Genomic DNA, 20052 nt, shown 5'->3' with positions numbered 1-20052 from the left:
TTAGAAATAAAAAAGGATTTGAAATGGTACGGGAGGAGAGACTTGAACTCTCACATCTTGCGATACTGGAACCTAAATCCAGCGCGTCTACCAATTCCGCCACTCCCGCATTTTAAGGTAGTCTTCTCAATATAATTTGAGAGTGAAATCAATCAAAAGAAAGTGGCTGGGGTATGAGGATTTGAACCTCAGAATGACGGGATCAAAACCCGCTGCCTTACCGCTTGGCTATACCCCAACTGGATACTTTTAGATTAAAGTGAGTAACATTGATGAACTTTCGAATAATACTGAGAATAAAAGAAAGTGGCTGGGGTATGAGGATTTGAACCTCAGAATGACGGGATCAAAACCCGCTGCCTTACCGCTTGGCTATACCCCAGCAATGTACTTACTTTCGTAACTATTCATTTGCATGATAAGTTACATTGAAATGGTACGGGGTGAGAGACTTGAACTCTCACATCTTGCGATACTGGAACCTAAATCCAGCGCGTCTACCAATTCCGCCAACCCCGCATTTCAATTCTTACTTTGAGAGAAGTGGTGGCTACACCGGGATTTGAACCTGGGACCCCATCATTATGAGTGATGTGCTCTAACCAGCTGAGCTATGTAGCCTTTCCATCTTGCCTCTCAGCAAGTGGCGCGTATTATGCAAATCTCATTGAGCTACGTCAACCGTTTTTTATCAAAAAAATGAGACTTTTTGATTGTTTGGCTAATCACTGTGCAAATCGTTGGATATCTGCACAAAATGGTAGAGAGTGGTTAAATAGCTCATTAGATAAGTTACCCAATGAGCTTTATCAAAATAACTCTAAAGTTACTTAATACGTTGCTTGGCTACTTTTGCCAAATGGGCAGAACTTTCAGTAACCGCAGCTAAGTTTTCAGTGACGATTTTTACTGGTAATTTGCCAATTACATATTCTCCAACATCTAGAGCATTAGATGCGGCAGCAAAAACCAAAAGATTTTGACCATTACATTGAATATTGTCGAAAATTGAGCGTATTTTAAGTTTGCTTGATTTTAAATATTTACGTAAACGTTTTTTATCATTAATGGAAACATATTCACATATGCGTAAAGACATGCTGTCTTCGTAAGCTAAGCTTTGTGGTGCATATGATAGAGCTGTAGCGAGAACGAGAGAGGTAATAAGAGAAGTTTTCATAGTATTCCTAGAATATTGATATTGTTGTAATAGCAAGTTTAATCAGAAAAATGGACTTTGCCAGTTTTGTTGGCAAACATTAAATATTTTCCAAGTAAACTTACTTGTTCATCTTAATCTAGTCCCCTAAGAGAAAATAGTTTTATTTAGAGTTTAGTTCGCTGGTTCGACCTTCTGCTATTAAAAATATTTATTTAAGAAAGTTATATCTGTAGACAATAAAAACCAGCAAATAAAAAAGAGAGCCTTAGCTCTCTTTTTTATTTGTCGCTATAATCAATTAAACATTAAACCTAAAGTGAACGACATCACCATCTTTCACTAAGTAGTCTTTGCCTTCTAAACGCCACTTACCGGCTTCTTTAGCACCTGACTCACCATTAAATGTGATGAAATCGTCATAAGCGACAACCTCTGCGCGAATAAAGCCTTTTTCAAAATCGGTATGAATTACGCCAGCGGCTTGTGGTGCGGTAGCGTTTTGCTTAACAGTCCATGCACGCACTTCCTTTACACCCGCGGTGAAGTAAGTTTGTAAATGCAATAAACCGTAGCCAGAATTAATCACACGATTCAAGCCTGGTTCTTCTAAGCCCATTTCCGCCATAAACTCTTCACGGTCTTCATCATCCATTTCAGATAATTCGCCTTCAATTTCGGCACAAACAGCGACAACAACCGCGTTTTCTTTTTCTGCAATAGCGCGTACTACATCTAAATAAGGGTTGTTTTCAAAGCCGTCGTCGTTGACATTGGCAATGTACATGGTTGGCTTAATCGTTAAAAAGTTAAGGTAAGCAACGGCTGCTTTTTCTTCTTTAGTTAATTCTAAAGAGCGAATCATTTCACCGTCTTCAACGTGTTTTAATATTTTTTCTAATACCGGGATTTCAAACTTAGCATCTTTGTCACCGCCTTTTGCTCTTTTCGCTTGGCGTTGAATAGCGCGCTCTGCTGTGTCCATGTCAGCTAAAGCTAATTCAGTATTGATAACATCGATATCTTCAGCAGGGTCAATTTTATTGGCAACATGAATAATATTGTCATTCTCAAAACAGCGTACCACATGGCCAATGGCGTCGGTTTCACGAATGTTTGCTAAGAATTTATTACCTAAGCCTTCACCTTTTGACGCACCCGCTACCAGGCCTGCAATATCAACAAACTCCATAGTTGTTGGTAGTACACGTTCAGGGTTAACAATTTTTGCTAGCTTATCTAAGCGAGGATCTGGTACTGGCACTACGCCGGTATTAGGTTCAATTGTACAAAATGGAAAGTTAGCAGCTTCAATACCTGCTTTAGTTAATGCATTGAAAAGTGTTGATTTCCCGACGTTGGGCAAGCCAACAATACCACATTTAAATCCCATGATGATTACCTATAATGTTGTCGCAATATACGTTATTGCGCTTTAAAAGAATGTAGACGATTTTGAGCTTTTTTAATATCGTCTTTTTGCCAAATTTCAAAACAGCGCACAGCTTCGTCTATTGCTTGGTCAATTAAGTTTTGTTCGTTGGCAGGTGCTTTACCAAGCACATGCCCAGTGACGCGATCGCGATGACCTGGATGATCAATACCTATGCGTAACCGATAAAATTCTTTATTATTTGCCATACGTGAAATAATATCACGTAAGCCATTGTGTCCACCGTGACCACCACCTTGCTTGATTTTACAAACGCCAGGCAACATATCAAGTTCATCGTGTGCAACAAGGATATTCTCAACAGGAATACGGAAAAAGTTAGCTAAAGGTGCTACTGCTTGTCCACTTCGGTTCATAAAAGTTGTCGGTATTAATAGGTGGACAACTTGCCCCGCAATTAACCCTTTACCGTAGAGGCCGGAATATTTTTTTTCTGGCTTTAATGAAATGTTGTAACGGGATGCTAGTTCTTGAACGAACCAATCACCGGCATTATGACGGGTTCTACTGTATTCAGAACCGGGATTTCCTAAGCCGACTACCAATTGAATCGTCATCTAATTGATTACTCTCGTTATTCAAACTTTAAGGTTGATAAATTCAAGTGCATTTAAAACTAAAAAGCTTAAAGGGCATGTTAAAAACATTTCCCTTTAAGCTTGTTCATCAAGAGTAAGTTAAAAATTACTCAGCTGAAGCTTCTTCTGGTGCTGCTTCTTCTTCGCTATCATCATCACTTGAACCTTTAGGTGCATTCAATGAAGCAACGGCTTGGTCATGGCTTTCGCCTTTTGCAAGTTCGTCAGATGTAACGCCTTTCGGTAACGCAACGTCTGATAAATGCAATGTTTGACCAACTTCTAAGTTAGCAACATCAACTTCGATGAACTCAGGAATGTCAGCAGGTAAACAAGTTACTGCAATTTCATTCACGTGGTGAGCAATTTTGCCACCTTTTTTCTCTGCAGCTTCTTCGTTAATGAAGTGAACTGGAGCGTTAACGTGAACAACGTGTGTAGCGTCAACACGTAAGAAATCTAAGTGCATTACAAGTTGCTTGTACGGGTGACGTTGCATGTCTTTTAAAAGACACTCAACAGGCTTGCCGTCAACATTTAATGTTAAAACGTGAGAGTAAAAAGCTTCTTCTTGTTGTGCACGGTAAACCGTTTTGTGCTCAAGTGTTAAAGAAACTGGCTCTTGGCCTTCACCGTATAAAATCGCCGGGATTTTGTTCGCGTGACGTAGGCGGCGGCTCGCACCTTTCCCTAAATCTGTACGTACTTCTGCATCCAACGTAAATAAATCAGTCATGGTTAATATCCATTATATAAATAATTAAAAGTTGTTGTTTTTTGCGACCAAAAACAACCTGTTTCCGTAATTTAAAAAATGATAAAAATATTAAGTAAATTTATCTTTAGTTAAAAAAGGCGCCGCATAATAACACTCCGACAAGACGAGATCCAATCATTATCGATAAATTTACTGCAAATTATAGCTTTTACCTATTTGCTCAACCTAGGTATTTAGACTTTGCGCAATGTTTGCTAGCTTGGTACTGCACTTCAAATGTGCAACGAGCACTATTAAGGTGACACAATTGTTATTTCATCTTTACGATTTAGCTTTGTTGTTTTCTTTAAGTTTATGATTTTTAATGTATAAGGTTTTATTTTCTGATGCTGGTATTAAGTTTGCTGAGTGATGTACAGATTTATTAAATTTTTTAAGGATAAACTGCATGGTAGAGCAAGCTGGGATTAAAATTTTTTCATTTGTCGGTAAAATGAAAGTGTTGCATTTAAGTTGGATGGCGTTCTTTATTACCTTCGCAGTATGGTTTAACCATGCGCCATTACTTTCTGTTATTGCCGATAGCCTGAACTTATCAGCGTCCGAAATTAAAACCTTGCTGTTATTAAATGTTGCACTGACCATTCCGGCACGCGTCATCATTGGCATGTTAACCGACAAATATGGTCCTCGGCTTGTTTATGCCTTATTGCTTGCACTTTGTAGTATTCCTTGTTTTATGTTTGCCGTTGCATCTGATTTTGAACAAGCCGCTTTATCACGGTTCTTACTTGGTTTTATTGGTGCTGGTTTTGTCATTGGTATACGTATGGTCAGCGAGTGGTTTCCGGCCAATGAACTTGGCACTGCTGAGGGAATTTATGGCGGTTGGGGCAATTTTGGCTCGGCAGCGGCCGCTATGTTACTTCCTAGTTTAGCGCTACTTTTCGGTGGTGAAAATGGTTGGCGTTACGCCGTAGCATTAACTGGCATGATGAGTTTAATCTTTAGTGTTATTTGGTATCTCAATGTTAAAGATACCCCACAGGGTTCAACCTACTTCAAACCAAGAAATAGTGGCGCTATGTTGGTGACTAGCCGAAATGATTTTTTTCTGTTGGTCTTAATGAAAATACCTATGTATGGTGCATTAGCATTACTGACTTGGAAATTATCACCTACCGGTGTGAGTTTACTTTCAGAGCAAAGTGCAATTTTGGTTTATTTGGCGTTGTTTGTGCTTTTTGTGGCTGAGTTAATACAAACTTATAAAGTGAATGCTAAGGTTTTTCAATCGACAATACCGACAGCACAACAATATAAATTTAAGCAAGTTGCGGTGTTGAATGTTTTATATTTTGCCACATTTGGCTCTGAGCTTGCTGTCGTTTCTATGTTGCCGCTATTTTTCGCCGAAACCTTTGCTTTAGACATGGTATTTGCTGCTATGTTGGCTTCAACATATGCCTTTATGAACTTAATGTCACGCCCTGGAGGAGGTTGGTTAAGCGATAAATATGGTCGTAAGAAAACCTTACTAATTTTAACTGCGGGCTTGGCACTAGGCTACTTTGCTATGTCGATGATTTCTGCATCTTGGCCATTAGCTTTAGCGGTGATAGCGGCAATGTTATGCTCGTTCTTTGTTCAGGCCGGAGAAGGGGCGGTGTTTGCTGCTGTGCCATTAATTAAACGCAGTTTAACCGGCCAAATTGCCGGCATGACTGGTGCTTACGGTAATGTAGGGGCGGTAGTTTACCTAACCGTGTTAACCTTTGTTCCTTACAGCCAATTCTTTTTGGTTATTGCGGCAACCGCTGTACTCGGATTTGTTGCGCTACTCTTTATGGAAGAGCCTAAAGGCAGTATCGCTGAAGTGCATGAAGATGGCACGGTTGAACTCATTAATGTCGGCTAAAGCCATGATTAATACCAAAGCAGATAAGTCACAAAAAAATACAACTAGCGAAGAAAGTGTAGCGCAAGGCGATGAGGCCGCTGTGTTGGAGGCTGTCATTGGTGGCACATCTAAAAGTGGTCATAAACCTAAAAACCAAGATGCCTTTGCTGCATTGCAACCGGATCCGATTGAGCGAGAAGTAAAAGGTATTGCTATCGCCATTGCCGATGGCGTTTCAAGTGCCAGTCATGCGGCACAAGCCGCACAACTTTCTGTGACACAATTTATTCAGGAGTACTATGCAACTGCTGCATCTTGGTCGACTGAAAAGTCTGCTGCTAAGGTCTTAAAAAGTTTAAACCAGTGGTTATTCACTCAGGGCAGCAAAACTAATGAGAATGACTTTGAAGATGAAAAAAATACTCAGCAATGGTTAAGCACATTTACTGCCTTAATTATTAAGTCATGTCGAGCCTATATTTTTCATGTTGGCGACACCCGTGTCGCAAAATATAGTCGCCAAGAATTTAGCGCGAGTAAAGGTGATGAATATAGTATAGTTACTCGCGATCACAGCCAAAAGCATGGACTAGGCGGCAGTATACTGACCAGAGCTTTAGGTGCCGATAGTCATTTAAAAGTTGACCAATATCTGTTGGCCATTAATGCTGGCGATATTTTTATCCTGACCAGTGATGGTGTGCATCAGCATTTGTCGAAAGCACAGCTGATAAAAGTCTTAGCGTCACTTCCAGTTAAACCCAATAAAGCTATGCTTGAACAAGCGAGCTCAGAAATTACCGAACAAGCTATTGCGGCGGGAAGCCAAGACAATGTCAGCTGCGTACTAGTTTATATTCGTAGTGTGCCTAAGCGAAATTTGGCAGAAATTCAGCAAGAGCTGCTATCTCAGGTTATTCCGCCTGCATTGCAGGTAGGCCAAAAGCTTGATGGCTATCACGTAAAAAAAATATTACATGCTAGTGTGCGTTCACATTTATATTTAGTTGAACATGCCGAACACGAGCAGCCGTTAGTATTAAAAGTGCCATCGGTGAACTTTATTGATGATGCTATTTATATTCAGGGCTTTCTAAGAGAGGGGTGGGTAGGAGAGCGCATTAAGCATGGCAATGTTATGCGTGTTATTGCTGCCCAAAGCAATCGAAAATCTTTATATCATGTCTGCCAGTTTATAGATGGCCAGCCATTAAGTGAATGGATGCATGACAACCCAAGTCCAAGCATTGCACAAGTACGTGATATTGTTAGCCAAATCATCAGTGCGCTGCGTGCCTTTCAACGCTTAGATTTAGTGCATAGAGATTTAAAGCCTGACAACATCATGATTAACTCGTCAGGGAAAATTACCCTTATTGATTACGGTACTGTGCTGATAGCCGCGCAAGATGAAAGCATAAATTCACTGCCCGAAACGGTACCGCTGGGAACACTAAATTACATTGCACCCGAAACATTGTTGACTATGCATGCTGATCACCAAAGTGATTTATTTTCACTCGGCGTTATCTGCTATGAGTTACTATCGGGTGCACTACCATATAAGCCTATGGCATCTAGTCATAGCAAGGTAAAAGACTATCCATTATGGCAATATCGTAGCATTAGAGAATATCGCCGTGATTTACCGTTATGGTTAGACTTAGCTTTGAAAAAGTCATTGCAAGCGGATCCTAGAGATCGCTATCAAGCCTATTCTGAATTTTTCGCAGATTTAAACAAGCCCAATATTGATGTTTTACAAGCATATCAAAACTTGCCGCTGGTAAAGCGTTATCCGGTACAATTTTGGCAAGCTATAGCGTTTATATTATTTTTCGCGCTACTTATGGCGCTTGCTTTTTAAAATCTCGACTCACTAATAAAAAAACATGCTGCACAGCACTGGTGCGATTGCATCATCAAGCTAGTGCACTAGTTCGCGTTTTGTCTTGATGGAAACTTTTAATCATTGATTTATAGGATAAAAATTAACTGGCACTTGCTTTGCAAACTCTCTGTTTAAGTTGAGTGAAGCGAAGATGAGAGCATGAATAGAGATAATCAGGAAGTTGAAAAAACAAAAGTTGTTGTTATTGGCAATGGCATGGTTGGTCATCACTTTGTTGAACAACTGGTTGAGTTAGGCGCAAAAGAGAAAAATATAGAGATAACAGTACTCTCAGCTGAATCGAGATTGGCATACGATCGGGTTCACCTCTCGGAATATTTTTCAGGTAAGTCTGCCGAAGACTTAGCCATGACCAATGATAAAATTTATCAAGCATGGCAAGTTAACTTTGCTGTTAATGCTAAAGTCACCAATATCAACAAAGCTAAGCGTGTTGTTGAAACCGAGCAAGGACAGCAATATCACTATGACAAGTTAGTGTTAGCTACTGGCTCTTATCCCTTTGTGCCACCTATCCCCGGTAAAGAACAAGCGCATTGCTTAGTTTATCGAACTATCGATGATTTAGAAGCAATAAAAGCCAGCGCTGTAGTCAGTAAAGTTGGTGTTGTTATTGGTGGTGGTTTATTGGGCTTGGAAGCGGCAAATGCTTTAAAACAGTTAGGTTTGAAAACCCATGTGGTTGAATTTGCGCCACAGCTAATGGCGGTGCAAATTGATGCCGGCGCGGGACGGTTGCTAAAAGCTAAAATTAATGAACTTGGCGTTGAAGTGCATACCTCAAAAGCAACCAATGAAATTATCGCTGGTGACAACTGCCGCTATAAATTGTGTTTTAGTGACGGTAGTGAATTAGAAACTGATGTGATTTTGTTTTCAGCAGGTATTCGTCCTTATGATCAATTAGCGCGCAACTTTGACATTGATGTTGGTGAACGTGGCGGCATTGTTATTGATAATCAATGTCAAACGTCAGTGGCAAATATCTATGCCATTGGTGAATGTGCCTTATGGAACAACTTTATCTTTGGCTTGGTTGCGCCAGGGTATGCCATGGCCAAAGTGGCGGCGCAGAATATTTTAGGGCAAAACACTGAATTTACTGGTGCAGATATGAGTACCAAGTTGAAATTAATGGGCGTTGATGTTGGCTCTATTGGCGATGCCCATGCAAAAACCTCTGGGGCACTTTGCTATACCTACGAGAATCAAGCAAGCGGTGTTTATAAGAAATTAGTGGTTAATGCTGAGAAAACCCTGCTACTTGGCGCGGTGTTAATTGGTGATACCAGTGAATATGACACGCTTTTACAATATATGCTTAATGGCATCGATTTGCCTGAGTCGCCAGAATCATTAATTTTACCTATGGCAGCTGAGCAACCGGCTTTAGGTGTTGATGCCTTACCTGACAGTGCGACAATTTGTTCTTGTCATAATGTTACTAAAGGCGACATTGTTAGCGCAATTGATAACGGCGCGTGTACGGTGGGAGAGATAAAAAGTTGTACCAAAGCTAGTTCTGGTTGTGGCGGTTGTGCGGCATTAGTGAAAAATGTTACTGACAGCTTGTTAGAGCAACGCGGCGTTGAAGTGAAAAAGGATATCTGTGAGCATTTTGCTTATTCACGCCGAGAGCTGTTTGATATTGTTAAAGTTGAAAAAATCAGAGAGTTTGAGCAGTTATTATCGTCTCATGGTCAAGGCTTGGGCTGTGAAGTTTGTAAGCCATTAGCCGCGTCTATTTTTGCCTCTGTTTGGAATGATTATATTTTAGAAAAGCCTCATGTCGGCCTACAAGATACCAATGACACCTACCTCGCCAATATGCAAAAAGATGGCAGCTATTCCGTCGTGCCTCGTATTGCTGGCGGAGAAATTACCCCAGATAAATTGATTGTGTTAGGTGAAGTGGCAAAAAAATATAACTTGTACACCAAAATAACCGGTGGTCAACGTGTCGATTTATTTGGTGCCCGCGTTGAACAGTTGCCGACTATTTGGCAAGAATTAATTGCTGCAGGCTTTGAAACCGGTCACGCCTACGGAAAGTCACTTCGAACGGTAAAATCTTGTGTCGGCTCTAGCTGGTGTCGATACGGAGTTCAAGACAGTGTGAGCATGGCAATACGCTTAGAGAATCGTTACAAAGGCTTGCGTGCTCCTCATAAAGTTAAGCTTGCCGTTTCGGGGTGCACCCGAGAGTGTGCTGAAGCTCAAAGTAAAGATATCGGTGTTATCGCAACGGATAAAGGTTGGAACCTTTATGTATGTGGTAATGGTGGCATGAAGCCACGTCACGGGGATTTATTCGCCACTGATTTAGATGATGAAACTCTGATCAAGTATATTGATAGAGTGTTGATGTTTTATGTTAATACTGGCGATAGATTACAGCGCACTTCCGTTTGGATGGACAACTTAGAGGGAGGCCTCAGTTATCTACAACAAGTGGTTATTGATGACAGTTTGCAGCTTGCTAAGGAACTTGAAGCGCAAATGCTTAGTATTGTCGATAGTTATCAATGCGAGTGGAAAACCACACTTGCCGATCCTCAAGCATTAAAGCGTTTTAAACCTTTTGTTAATTCCGAGAAAGCCGATGCTCATATTCAGTTTGTTGAAGAACGTCAACAAATTCGACCCGCTTATCAACATGAGCGTATTGCGGTAAATACTAAGCAACCGGCACCGAAGACAGCTAGCTCAAATGAAATTGAACCCGCGAAAAGCTCAAGCGTTGCTGAACCGGCATAAGGAGATAAAGATGTCATTAAAAACAACAGTAAAACCAGCAAACGCAGTCGATGAGCAACAATGGCAAACTGTCTGCCAATTGGAAGACTTAGTTGCACACTCCGGTGTCTGTGCGCTGCTTGAGCAAAACCATGATGCGGCAGTTACGGATGAACAAGTGGCTATTTTTCACTTACCTAATACTGAGCAGCAAGTTTTTGCCATAGGTAATTATGATCCTATCGGGCAAGCGAATGTGCTCTATCGCGGTATTGTTGGCAGTGTAGGTGACGATCTTGTTGTTGCATCGCCGCTGTTCAAACAGCATTTTTCATTACAAACCGGTCAATGTTTACAGGAAGACGTACAGGTAAAAAAATATCCAGTTCGTATTTTAGATAAACAAATTCAATTACTTGTTTAACCGTTTATAACAGCATTTTACCGATGTTATTAGTCATGTCAGTAATAAGTCATTTATAACATTGTTTTGATATAGGAGGCGTTGCTTGAGGGCGATGCACCATAGGGGATAATTGTGCCGCAGGATAAAATTATTGAAAGTACTTGTGCCTACTGTGGGGTAGGTTGTGGCGTCGATATTACCAAGCAAGGAAATAAGGCGACAAAACTGCAAGCCAGTGTTGATCATCCGGCAAATTTTGGTCGCCTTTGTGTAAAAGGTACTAATCTTCTTAATACACTCGATGTTAGCGGGCGTTTACATGCGCCTGAAGTTAATGGAGAAACCGTGTCCTGGCCTGAGGCGATTAAACAAGTTGCTAGTGGCTTTGCTGACACTATTAAGAAGTATGGTAAGAACTCAGTGGCATTTTATGTTTCCGGGCAACTATTAACAGAAGATTATTACCTCGCCAATAAGCTGATGAAGGGCTATATCGGCTCAGGTAATATCGATACTAATTCACGGCTTTGCATGTCATCAGCAGTTGCGGCTTATAAGCGTAGCTTTGGTGAAGATGTGGTGCCATGTAATTATCGCGATTTGGAAAGTACTGAATTGTTGTTGATCACTGGCTCAAATGCGGCATGGACACACCCCGTCTTGTTTCAACGTATCGAAAGAGCACGGAAAATTAATCCGAAGATGAAGTTAGTGGTTATTGACCCAAGGGCGACAGCAACTAGTGAATCTTCAGATTATCACCTTGCGATAAAGCCGGGCACCGATGCGGCATTTTTTAATGGCTTGCTAAGCTATCTTTCGTTATATGGCGGACTTGATGATAACTATATAGCACAGCACACAGAAGGGATTGATGACGCATTAGACGTGGCTAAGCGGTGGCCGATTGAACGTGTGGCGGCATACTGTGATATTAAACTCAGCCAACTGGTGCAAGTGTATCGATTGTTTTCTCAAAGCAGTTCAGCCATTACACTGTATTCAATGGGCATTAACCAATCAAGCAGCGGTGTTGATAAATGCCAAAGTATTATTAATTGTCATTTAGCCAGTGGTAAAATAGCCCAGCAGGGCAGTGGCCCATTTTCAATCACCGGGCAACCTAATGCCATGGGAGGAAGAGAGGTTGGTGGTTTAGCGAATCAACTAACCGCTCATCTTGATATTGAAAAAGCAGAACACCGTGACTACGTGCAAAGCTATTGGCAATCTCCCACCATGGTGGAAACTGCCGGTAAAAGTGCGATAGCTATGTTTGACGCCATTGAGCGTGGCGAAATTAAAGCGGTGTGGATCATGGCAACGAACCCGCTGGTGAGCTTGCCTGAGCGTGATAAAGTTGAGCGCGCGCTAGCCAAATGCCCACTGGTTGTGGTGTCTGATTGTGTTGCTGAGAATGACACGCTTGCCTTTGCCGATATTAAGTTGCCGGCAACGCCTTGGTTGGAAAAAAATGGTACGGTAACTAATTCAGAACGTCGTATCTCTCGACAACGAGCTGTGCAAACAGCCTACGGCGAGGCTCGTCATGATTGGCAAGTAATTGCTGATGTTGCTATTGCCATGGGCTTTAGTGGTTTTGATTATCAAGATGTCAGTGAAATATTTACCGAGTTTGCTGGCTTAACCGGAATAAATCAGCAGTCAAAGCGATTATTTGATATTTCTGGCTTAGCTCATTTATCCAAGAAAGCTTACGACGAGCTTAAACCTATACAGTGGCCAGTGAATAAAGAGTTTCCTGATGGTTGTTCACGGGTATTTGAAAATGGCGGTTTTGCGACAACAACTAAAAAAGCTCAATTGTATGCCGTTGAACCTCAGTTACCAAAGTTAGTCACCACTAAACAGTTTCCATTTAACTTAAACAGTGGTCGTTTGCGGGATCATTGGCATAGCATGACCCGGACCAGCTTGTCAGCTGAATTAACCCAGCATACCACTAAGCCTTTTCTGTGCATTAATCATCATGATATGGCACGGCTTAATGTAGCTGAGGGCGATGTTGTTGCAGTAACATCGGCCAGTTCTGGCTCTAAACCTATACTCGTGCCGGTTAAAGTTGATGATGGTTTACGAGCAAAAGAGTGTTTTATGCCAATACATTGGAACAAACAGTTTGCTTCTGATGCCAATATCAGTCGTTTATACCCAAGTATTGTCGATAAGCTGTCTGGTCAACCGGAAAGCAAACAAGTGCCAATTGCCATCAGCAAAACACAGTTTACTCAGTTTGTTGATTGTCATATCAGTAAGTCATTACTATCCAAAGTCAATTTTGAGCCAGCATTGAAAGGTATGAGTTTTTGGCTGAAAAATAATAATGACTATGGTGTACAGTTAAATTTTGCCAATGAAACGGCAATAGCTGATGTATTGCAGTGGTGCCAAAGGCTGGTTGAAATTCAGCTTAAGCTCAGTGACAAAAGCAATATTGAGTGGTTAAGCTTTGGCGATAATACTAGGAACCATATTATTTTATTAGCTGATAAAAAGTTACTATTGGTGTGCAATGTCTCATCTCAATGGCTTGAAGTTGAAGATGCTTGGATTCAACATTTATTTGCCAAAACAGCATTAGCGTTTAGCGATATACAAGCATTGTTGTTGGGTCAGGCAAGTAGTGAGTTTAGTCTTGGTAAGCAAGTTTGCTCATGTTTTAATGTCGCTGAGAATAGCATTGTTGACGAAATAAAGGCTGGTGTTAATACGGTGGAAGCACTAGGGAATAAGTTAAAGTGTGGCACTAATTGTGGTTCGTGTAAGCCTGAGCTGGCGCAATTAATAACACAGCATAGTGCTGATATGGCCGCTGAAATAACAGAAGTTGTATAAGGCGGATTATTTTCAATGGTTTTTTGATATTAAAAAAGCACCCTAAGGTGCTTTTTTTGCGCTGTTTATGAATGAACTAGGTTTGATTAAGCATCAAACATAGCTGAGATAGACTCTTCGTTACAAACACGGCGAATGGCTTCAGACAACATACCACTTAAGGTAAGTTGGCGAACATTGCCTAGCGCTTTAATTTCTTTTGACAGTGGAATTGAGTCAGTCACTACCACTTCATCAATAACTGAATTTTTTAGGTTTTCAGCAGCGTTGCCTGAAAGTACCGGGTGAGTTGCATAAGCGAATACACGTTTTGCACCGTGATCTTTTAATGCTTCAGCAGCTTTTGCCAAGGTACCGCCAGTATCAATCATGTCGTCAACGATGAAACAATCACGACCTTTAACATCACCAATAATATGCATAACTTGTGCAACGTTAGCTTTAGGGCGACGTTTGTCGATAATGGCTAAGTCAGCGTCATCTAATAATTTTGCGACTGCACGTGCACGTACAACACCGCCAATATCAGGTGAAACAACAACTGGGTTTTCAATGTTTCTATCTAACATGTCTTCTAGCAAGATAGGCGTACCGAACACGTTATCTACTGGAACATCAAAGAAACCTTGAATTTGCTCTGCGTGTAAATCAACCGTAAGAACACGGTCAACACCAACACTTGATAAGAAGTCAGCAACAACTTTTGCTGTAATTGGTACACGAGCACTACGAACGCGACGATCTTGACGAGCGTAACCAAAGTAAGGCATAACAGCAGTAATACGTCCAGCAGATGCACGGCGTAGCGCATCGATCATGACGATTAGTTCCATTAAGTTATCATTGGTAGGCGCACATGTTGATTGAATAATAAAAACATCCGCGCCGCGCACGTTTTCAGTAATTTCAACACTAATTTCACCATCACTAAAACTACCGACCTTGGCTTCGCCTAAGGTGATATATAGGCGATTAGCAATTTGTTTGGCCAGTTCAGGGGTGGCGTTACCCGCAAAAATTTTCATGTCAGGCACTGTCAGTTCCTCAGAAACTTTTGACATTAACATTACAATACTGAATTAAACGATGAGTTAAATATCAGCAAATTATTTTGATTTCGCCAGTATTAGTGGCAATTTAGGTGAATAAATTCACCTTAGCTTAATTGTTTTTCAATCGCCGAAATCGCATTGTGCAAGGGCGATTGATTTAAGCCTTTTGCAACGAAAGACTCAATGCCCTCGGGCAATAAAGACTGTACGTGGCGTGCCTCATTTTCAGCACTAAAACGTGAGAAAATACACGCACCAGTTCCAGTCATTTGAGACGGCGCGTATTCTATCAACCAACTCAGTAGCTTGGCAACCTCAGGGTAGTGTTTTATTACCCAAGTTTGACAATCATTATGATAATTTTCTATGTCGGCATCGCTGTATCGTATAGCTGGTGTATCTCTGGTTAAATCTGCGGCGGTAAAAACACTTTGTGTAGAAATGCTGCAATCAGGTTTTGAGACTAAATACCAATAAGTTTTTGGCGCAGCGGGCGTCAGCTGCTCACCAATACCTTGAGCAAAGGCGGCAAAACCATGGACAAAAATAGGCACGTCGGCGCCAAGTTTTACGCCAAGTGCGGCTAGTTCCTCAATTGACAGTTGGCTATTCCATAATGCATTTAATGCCAATAAAACTGTTGCTGCATCAGAAGAGCCACCACCTAATCCTCCGCCCATTGGCAGTACTTTTTCAAGTTTTATTTCCGCTCCCTGTTGGCATTGGGTGTGCTGTTGTAATAGCTTTGCGGCTTTAACTATGATGTTGTCATGATTTTCCACACCAGGAATTGGCGTTAAAAGTGATATAGCGCAATTTTTCGTTGCCCTGATATGTAAAGTATCACTGTGATCTAGAAATTGAAAAACGGTTTCCAATTGGTGGTAGCCATTATCCAACCGGCCAACAATATGTAAAAAAAGGTTTAACTTTGCCGGTGCAGGAAAAGAATGAAATGCTTGAGCGTTCACGAATACCTCGTCAAATTTTCCATGAATGAATAACAATTTTTATACGCAAGTCGTTTTGCTTAATAGTGAATTGCTTCGCTAATTGAAATGGGCCGATATGATGATATTTACTGTAATTGATATGCCAATTTTGATTATTGTAGTTACTGGTTAATGTTAATGGTAAACGCGTAACCTCATGATAAATAATTTCATCTGCAGGCAAGTACGCTATGCCTTTTAGCCAATTATTCATGGCTCTGGTCGGTAAATTCAAGCCCGTGAGTTGATATATCAGCTGGTCTAAGTCTTGGGTTTGATAGTTTTCACCGTCAACTTCTAAATAAAAGCTATTGTCTTGGCGAGTTAATTCTAATACTTGAATGCCAAATACGGTAGATAGATTCAGTGTTTCAGCATTGTTCGTTGCATCTTTTTGCCAATGTAGAGTGGCACTTTGCCTTTCTTTGCCAGATATAAAGGCGATTTTTCCTGAAATTGTCCAGCTATCTAGGGAACTCATTTGCTGAATTCGGCTGGTACTGTCTTGCCCTAACTGGCGGTTATCGACTGGTTGGTCTTTAATACTGCTACAAGCACTTATAATCGTGATAAATAGTAACGTAATGAATGACTTGTTAAGCATGGCTTTCCTAGCGTCGTTGGCATAAAACGAAATAAACAATAAATCTATTCAATTATATAAATAGCTTGCTTTCAATTTAATGTGATCTTTCGTAAAATTATCGCGATTTTTTGTCGCAGATCATAGGTTTTTTTTATTATCTGGCTGATAATAGGGTCAATTAGTTATTGCTGGCTTATAATTAGCTTTTAGATAACTAATCTTTCGCAGCAAAATTTGCTTGCCATAGAAATTTAATTGGATTCACTATATTCATATGTCGATAGTTGCAGTAGGTATCAATCATAAAACCGCTCCGGTTGCTGTTAGGGAAAAAATTTCATTTAACCCTGACAACTTGAGCACTGCGTTACAAGAACTGGTTAACTCCGTGGAATGTAAAGAAGCAGCGATTTTATCTACCTGTAATAGAACTGAATTGTATTTAGTACAAGAAGGTGAGGTGGCTTTAACACAAGAACGTTTAGTACGTTGGTTAGAGCAACATCACAATGTTCCCGCGTCGACTATTACCCCAAGCTTGTATTGGCACCAAGATCAACAGGCCGTTAATCATATGATGCGTGTCGCTTGTGGCTTAGACTCTTTAGTCTTGGGGGAGCCGCAAATATTGGGGCAAATGAAACAAGCCTACAACCAAGCTAAAGCGGCCGGTTCTATGGAATTGATCATGGACCGACTTTTTCAGCGTACTTTTGGTGTTGCAAAACAAGTTCGTACTGATACCGAAATAGGGGCAAGCGCTGTTTCAGTTGCTTTTGCCGCCGTTAATTTAGCAAAACATATTTTTGCCAGTTTAGACAAAGCACGTGTATTGCTTGTTGGTGCTGGGGAAACCATTGAATTAGTGGCTAAGCATTTATATGAAAATAATGTCGGTCATATTACCGTGGCTAATCGTACGCTAAGTCGCGCGGAAAATATGGCAAAGCAATTCGGTGCTGATGTCATCACCTTAGCCCAAATTCCGGAAATGATGGCAAATGCCGATATCGTCATTAGTTCGACGGGCAGTACTTTACCTATTATCGGTAAAGGCATGGTAGAAAAGGCATTAACGAAAAGAAAGCATCGCCCGATGTTTATGGTGGATTTAGCCGTGCCACGTGATATTGAAGAACAAGTTTCTGATTTAGAAGATGTGTTTCTTTATACCGTTGATGATTTGCAAAGTATTATTGCAAAAAACCTAGAAAATCGTCGTAAAGAAGCGGTATTGGCAGAAGGCATAGTGTCAGATCAATCTTCTAGCTTTATGTCATGGCTGCGCGGTTTAAATACCCAAGATACGGTGATTTCTTATCGTAAACAATGTTTAGATAATCGTGACCAACTGCTCGAAAAAGCCATGCAGCAACTAGCGGCCAATAAAAAGCCTGAAGCGGTGATCGCTGAACTTGCCACTAAACTCACCAATAAATTTATGCATGCGCCAACCAGTGCTATTCAATCAGCGGCACAAGGTGGCGAGTTGGATAGATTAGTTTATCTGCGTGATATTTTTGATATCGACCACCAAAAATAACCGTCGTCATTATCCATTAGCTATTACTGTTTTAGCACTGCTCAGCCGTTGAAACTGATAGCTAAGCTCTTTATACTGCCCGCGTATTTGCCTACTTTAAGAAATTACTGCTATTTACCTGCTGAGTCGAATATAATGCGCGGGTAATTCATCAATTATTGACTATATAAGATCATTTAATGAATAAATCTGTTTATCAAAAACTTGAGATACTTGTAGAGCGCTTTGAAGAAGTTCAAGCCTTGTTGTCTGATCCTGAGACCATTGCCGATCAAGAAAAGTTTCAAGCCTTATCGAAAGAATTCTCCCAGTTAGAAGTGGTGACGTCTGCATTCCACGCCTTTCAAGAAGCCGAAGATGACTTTGCCACCGCAGAAGAAATGCTTAAGGATGATGATCCTGATATGCGTGAAATGGCGCAAGAAGAATTCAAAGCAGCGAAAAAAGCGGTAGAAAAAATGACCGACGAGCTGCAAATTTTATTGTTGCCACGTGATCCAAAAGACGACAATAACTGTTTTGTTGAAATTCGCGCAGGTGCCGGTGGTGACGAAGCCGCTATTTTTGCTGGTGATTTATTCCGCATGTACAGCCGCTATGCCGAAAAGCAAGGTTGGCGAGTCGAATTAATGAACTCCAACGAAAGTGAGCAAGGTGGTTTCAAAGAAATCGTCGCTAAAGTTAATGGTGAAGGTGTTTACGGGCAAATGAAATATGAGTCAGGCGGTCACCGCGTGCAGCGTGTACCGGAAACTGAATCGCAAGGCCGTGTTCATACGTCAGCTTGTACGGTTGTGGTAATGCCAGAAATTCCTGAGTCACAAGCCATTGAAATCAATAAAGCTGATTTAAAAGTTGATACTTTCCGTGCCTCTGGTGCTGGTGGTCAGCACGTTAACAAAACCGATTCAGCAATTCGTATTACTCATATTCCAACCGGGGTAGTTGTTGAGTGTCAAGATCAACGTTCGCAACACAAAAACCGTGCGCAGGCAATGTCGGTGTTACAAGCAAGATTACAACAAGCTGAAGATGAAAAACGTCGCAGTGAAGAAGAGTCTTCTCGTCGTAACTTAGTGGCCAGTGGTGATCGTTCTGAACGTATTCGTACCTATAACTTCCCACAAGGTCGCATGAGTGATCATCGCATTAACCTGACGCTTTATCGTTTGAATGAGATTATGGAAGGCAACTTGCAGTTGGTATTAGAGCCAATAATGCAGGAGAGTCAGGCTGACTTATTAGCTGAGCTTGCTGAGCAAAACTAGTGTCTGAACTCGCAGTAGCGCAATTGTTATCGGTTGAACAACTCTCAACGATGACCATTGCGCAGTTAATCTCATATGGACAACAACATCTTTCGCCGATATCTGATAGTGCTAAGTTAGATGTTGAGCTATTAATCTGTTTTGCTATAAATAAGTCAACAACCTATTTGTTGACTTGGCCAGAGCAAACTTTGTCCAAAGCGCAAACAAAACATTTTGCTGCGTTGTTATTGCGCCGTATTGACGGCGAACCAATTGCCTACATTTTGAAAACCCGTGAGTTTTGGTCTTTGGCGTTGCAAGTTTCTCCTGCGACCCTAATTCCACGTCCTGATACTGAAGTACTCGTTGAGCTAGTGTTAAATAATCATCAAGACAATAAATTAACCTGCTTAGATTTAGGCACCGGCACGGGAGCAATAGCACTTGCCTTAGCGTCAGAGCAACCTTCATGGCAAATAGATGCGGTTGATTACAGTGATGAAGCTGTCATTCTTGCCCAGCACAATGCAAAAAATTTAGCATTAAACCAGGTGAATATTTTTCAAAGTGACTGGTTTAACAATATTGAACAGGGTAAGCGATACGACGTAATAGTCAGTAATCCGCCTTATATTGATGAAGATGATAAACACCTGAGTGAAGGGGATGTGCGCTTTGAGCCTAAATCGGCGTTAGTTGCCCAAGACAAGGGCTTATCAGATATTAAGCTTATTGCCGCCCAAGCTAGGCATTACTTTAACGCCATCGGCTATTTTTATGTCGAGCATGGTTTTGAGCAAACTCAAACAGTGCAAGAGATTTTGCGTGAATTTGGCTATCAAAAAATAGCAACGGTTAAAGATTACAATGGCAATGATAGAATAACCTCAGGCTGTTTTATCAAAAATTAA

Annotated in this window: 15 protein-coding genes and 5 tRNA genes; 8 read left to right on the top strand and 12 right to left on the bottom strand. The window is 41.0% G+C overall.

The annotated features are described in order from the left end of the window. Nucleotides 1–24: 24 nt before the first annotated feature. The 9 genes from AC27JP_RS01020 to AC27JP_RS00980 all read right to left on the bottom strand — a co-directional run bounded on the left by AC27JP_RS01020 (nucleotide 25) and on the right by AC27JP_RS00980 (nucleotide 3926). Nucleotides 25–109: transfer RNA gene (locus tag AC27JP_RS01020), tRNA-Leu, on the bottom strand. Nucleotides 110–163: 54 nt separating this feature from the next. Then, nucleotides 164–238, bottom strand: a tRNA-Gln gene (locus tag AC27JP_RS01015). A 69-nt stretch (nucleotides 239–307) separates the two neighbouring features. Continuing rightward, nucleotides 308–382 (bottom strand) — tRNA-Gln (locus AC27JP_RS01010). A 52-nt stretch (nucleotides 383–434) separates the two neighbouring features. Further along, nucleotides 435–519 (bottom strand) — tRNA-Leu (locus tag AC27JP_RS01005). A 25-nt stretch (nucleotides 520–544) separates the two neighbouring features. Beyond that, a tRNA-Met gene (locus AC27JP_RS01000) sits at nucleotides 545–621 on the bottom strand. Nucleotides 622–826: 205 nt separating this feature from the next. Next, entirely contained in the window at nucleotides 827–1180 is a 354-nt protein-coding gene (locus AC27JP_RS00995; protein WP_487111585.1) for a DUF3718 domain-containing protein, read from the bottom strand. Nucleotides 1181–1460: 280 nt separating this feature from the next. Next, nucleotides 1461–2552 carry a redox-regulated ATPase YchF gene (gene ychF, locus AC27JP_RS00990; protein ID WP_487111584.1) on the bottom strand — a complete coding sequence of 364 codons (1092 nt, stop codon included), beginning with the start codon at nucleotides 2550–2552 and terminating at the stop codon, nucleotides 1461–1463. Between the two features lie 32 nt (nucleotides 2553–2584). Next, nucleotides 2585–3169, bottom strand: a complete 585-nt coding sequence (gene pth / locus AC27JP_RS00985; protein ID WP_487111583.1) for an aminoacyl-tRNA hydrolase — start codon at nucleotides 3167–3169, stop codon at nucleotides 2585–2587. A gap of 127 nt (nucleotides 3170–3296) precedes the next feature. Beyond that, complete coding sequence (locus tag AC27JP_RS00980; protein WP_487111582.1) at nucleotides 3297–3926, bottom strand: 50S ribosomal protein L25/general stress protein Ctc; 630 nt, start codon at nucleotides 3924–3926, stop codon at nucleotides 3297–3299. A gap of 430 nt (nucleotides 3927–4356) precedes the next feature. Between AC27JP_RS00980 and AC27JP_RS00975 the strand changes: the two genes are divergently transcribed. The 5 genes from AC27JP_RS00975 to AC27JP_RS00955 all read left to right on the top strand — a co-directional run bounded on the left by AC27JP_RS00975 (nucleotide 4357) and on the right by AC27JP_RS00955 (nucleotide 13718). Continuing rightward, nucleotides 4357–5826, top strand: a complete 1470-nt coding sequence (locus AC27JP_RS00975; protein ID WP_487111581.1) for a NarK family nitrate/nitrite MFS transporter — start codon at nucleotides 4357–4359, stop codon at nucleotides 5824–5826. Further along, entirely contained in the window at nucleotides 5795–7675 is a 1881-nt protein-coding gene (locus AC27JP_RS00970) for a bifunctional protein-serine/threonine kinase/phosphatase (protein WP_487111580.1), read from the top strand. The genes AC27JP_RS00975 and AC27JP_RS00970 overlap by 32 nt, the downstream gene beginning before the upstream one ends. Nucleotides 7676–7858: 183 nt before the next feature. Then, entirely contained in the window at nucleotides 7859–10477 is a 2619-nt protein-coding gene (gene nirB / locus AC27JP_RS00965; protein WP_487111579.1) for a nitrite reductase large subunit NirB, read from the top strand. A gap of 10 nt (nucleotides 10478–10487) precedes the next feature. Next, complete coding sequence (nirD, locus tag AC27JP_RS00960) at nucleotides 10488–10880, top strand: nitrite reductase small subunit NirD (protein WP_487111578.1); 393 nt, start codon at nucleotides 10488–10490, stop codon at nucleotides 10878–10880. Between the two features lie 114 nt (nucleotides 10881–10994). Beyond that, nucleotides 10995–13718, top strand: a complete 2724-nt coding sequence (locus tag AC27JP_RS00955) for a nitrate reductase (RefSeq protein ID WP_487111577.1) — start codon at nucleotides 10995–10997, stop codon at nucleotides 13716–13718. An 86-nt stretch (nucleotides 13719–13804) separates the two neighbouring features. On the opposite strand, the gene AC27JP_RS00950 is transcribed toward AC27JP_RS00955, so the two are convergent. The 3 genes from AC27JP_RS00950 to lolB form a co-directional block, all read right to left on the bottom strand. Further along, entirely contained in the window at nucleotides 13805–14752 is a 948-nt protein-coding gene (locus tag AC27JP_RS00950) for a ribose-phosphate pyrophosphokinase (protein WP_487079910.1), read from the bottom strand. A 122-nt stretch (nucleotides 14753–14874) separates the two neighbouring features. Further along, nucleotides 14875–15741, bottom strand: a complete 867-nt coding sequence (gene ispE / locus AC27JP_RS00945; RefSeq protein ID WP_487111576.1) for a 4-(cytidine 5'-diphospho)-2-C-methyl-D-erythritol kinase — start codon at nucleotides 15739–15741, stop codon at nucleotides 14875–14877. 10 nt (nucleotides 15742–15751) lie between these two features. Then, nucleotides 15752–16366 (bottom strand): lipoprotein insertase outer membrane protein LolB, encoded by a 615-nt coding sequence (gene lolB / locus AC27JP_RS00940; RefSeq protein WP_487111575.1) that lies wholly within the window; start codon nucleotides 16364–16366, stop codon nucleotides 15752–15754. A 256-nt stretch (nucleotides 16367–16622) separates the two neighbouring features. Between lolB and hemA the strand changes: the two genes are divergently transcribed. The 3 genes from hemA to prmC all read left to right on the top strand — a co-directional run bounded on the left by hemA (nucleotide 16623) and on the right by prmC (nucleotide 20052). After that, nucleotides 16623–17891 carry a glutamyl-tRNA reductase gene (gene hemA / locus AC27JP_RS00935; protein ID WP_487111574.1) on the top strand — a complete coding sequence of 423 codons (1269 nt, stop codon included), beginning with the start codon at nucleotides 16623–16625 and terminating at the stop codon, nucleotides 17889–17891. Nucleotides 17892–18070: 179 nt separating this feature from the next. After that, nucleotides 18071–19159: a peptide chain release factor 1 gene (gene prfA, locus AC27JP_RS00930; protein ID WP_487111573.1), complete on the top strand. Its 1089-nt coding sequence runs from the start codon at nucleotides 18071–18073 to the stop codon at nucleotides 19157–19159. 50 nt (nucleotides 19160–19209) lie between these two features. Beyond that, on the top strand, nucleotides 19210–20052 hold the full coding sequence (gene prmC, locus AC27JP_RS00925) for a peptide chain release factor N(5)-glutamine methyltransferase (protein WP_487113404.1): 843 nt from the start codon (nucleotides 19210–19212) through the stop codon (nucleotides 20050–20052).

Source organism: Colwellia sp. SU-HH01172 (assembly GCF_057553355.1).
Note: the sequence above shows the minus strand (reverse complement) of the source record. Positions and strands in the feature narration are given on the sequence as shown.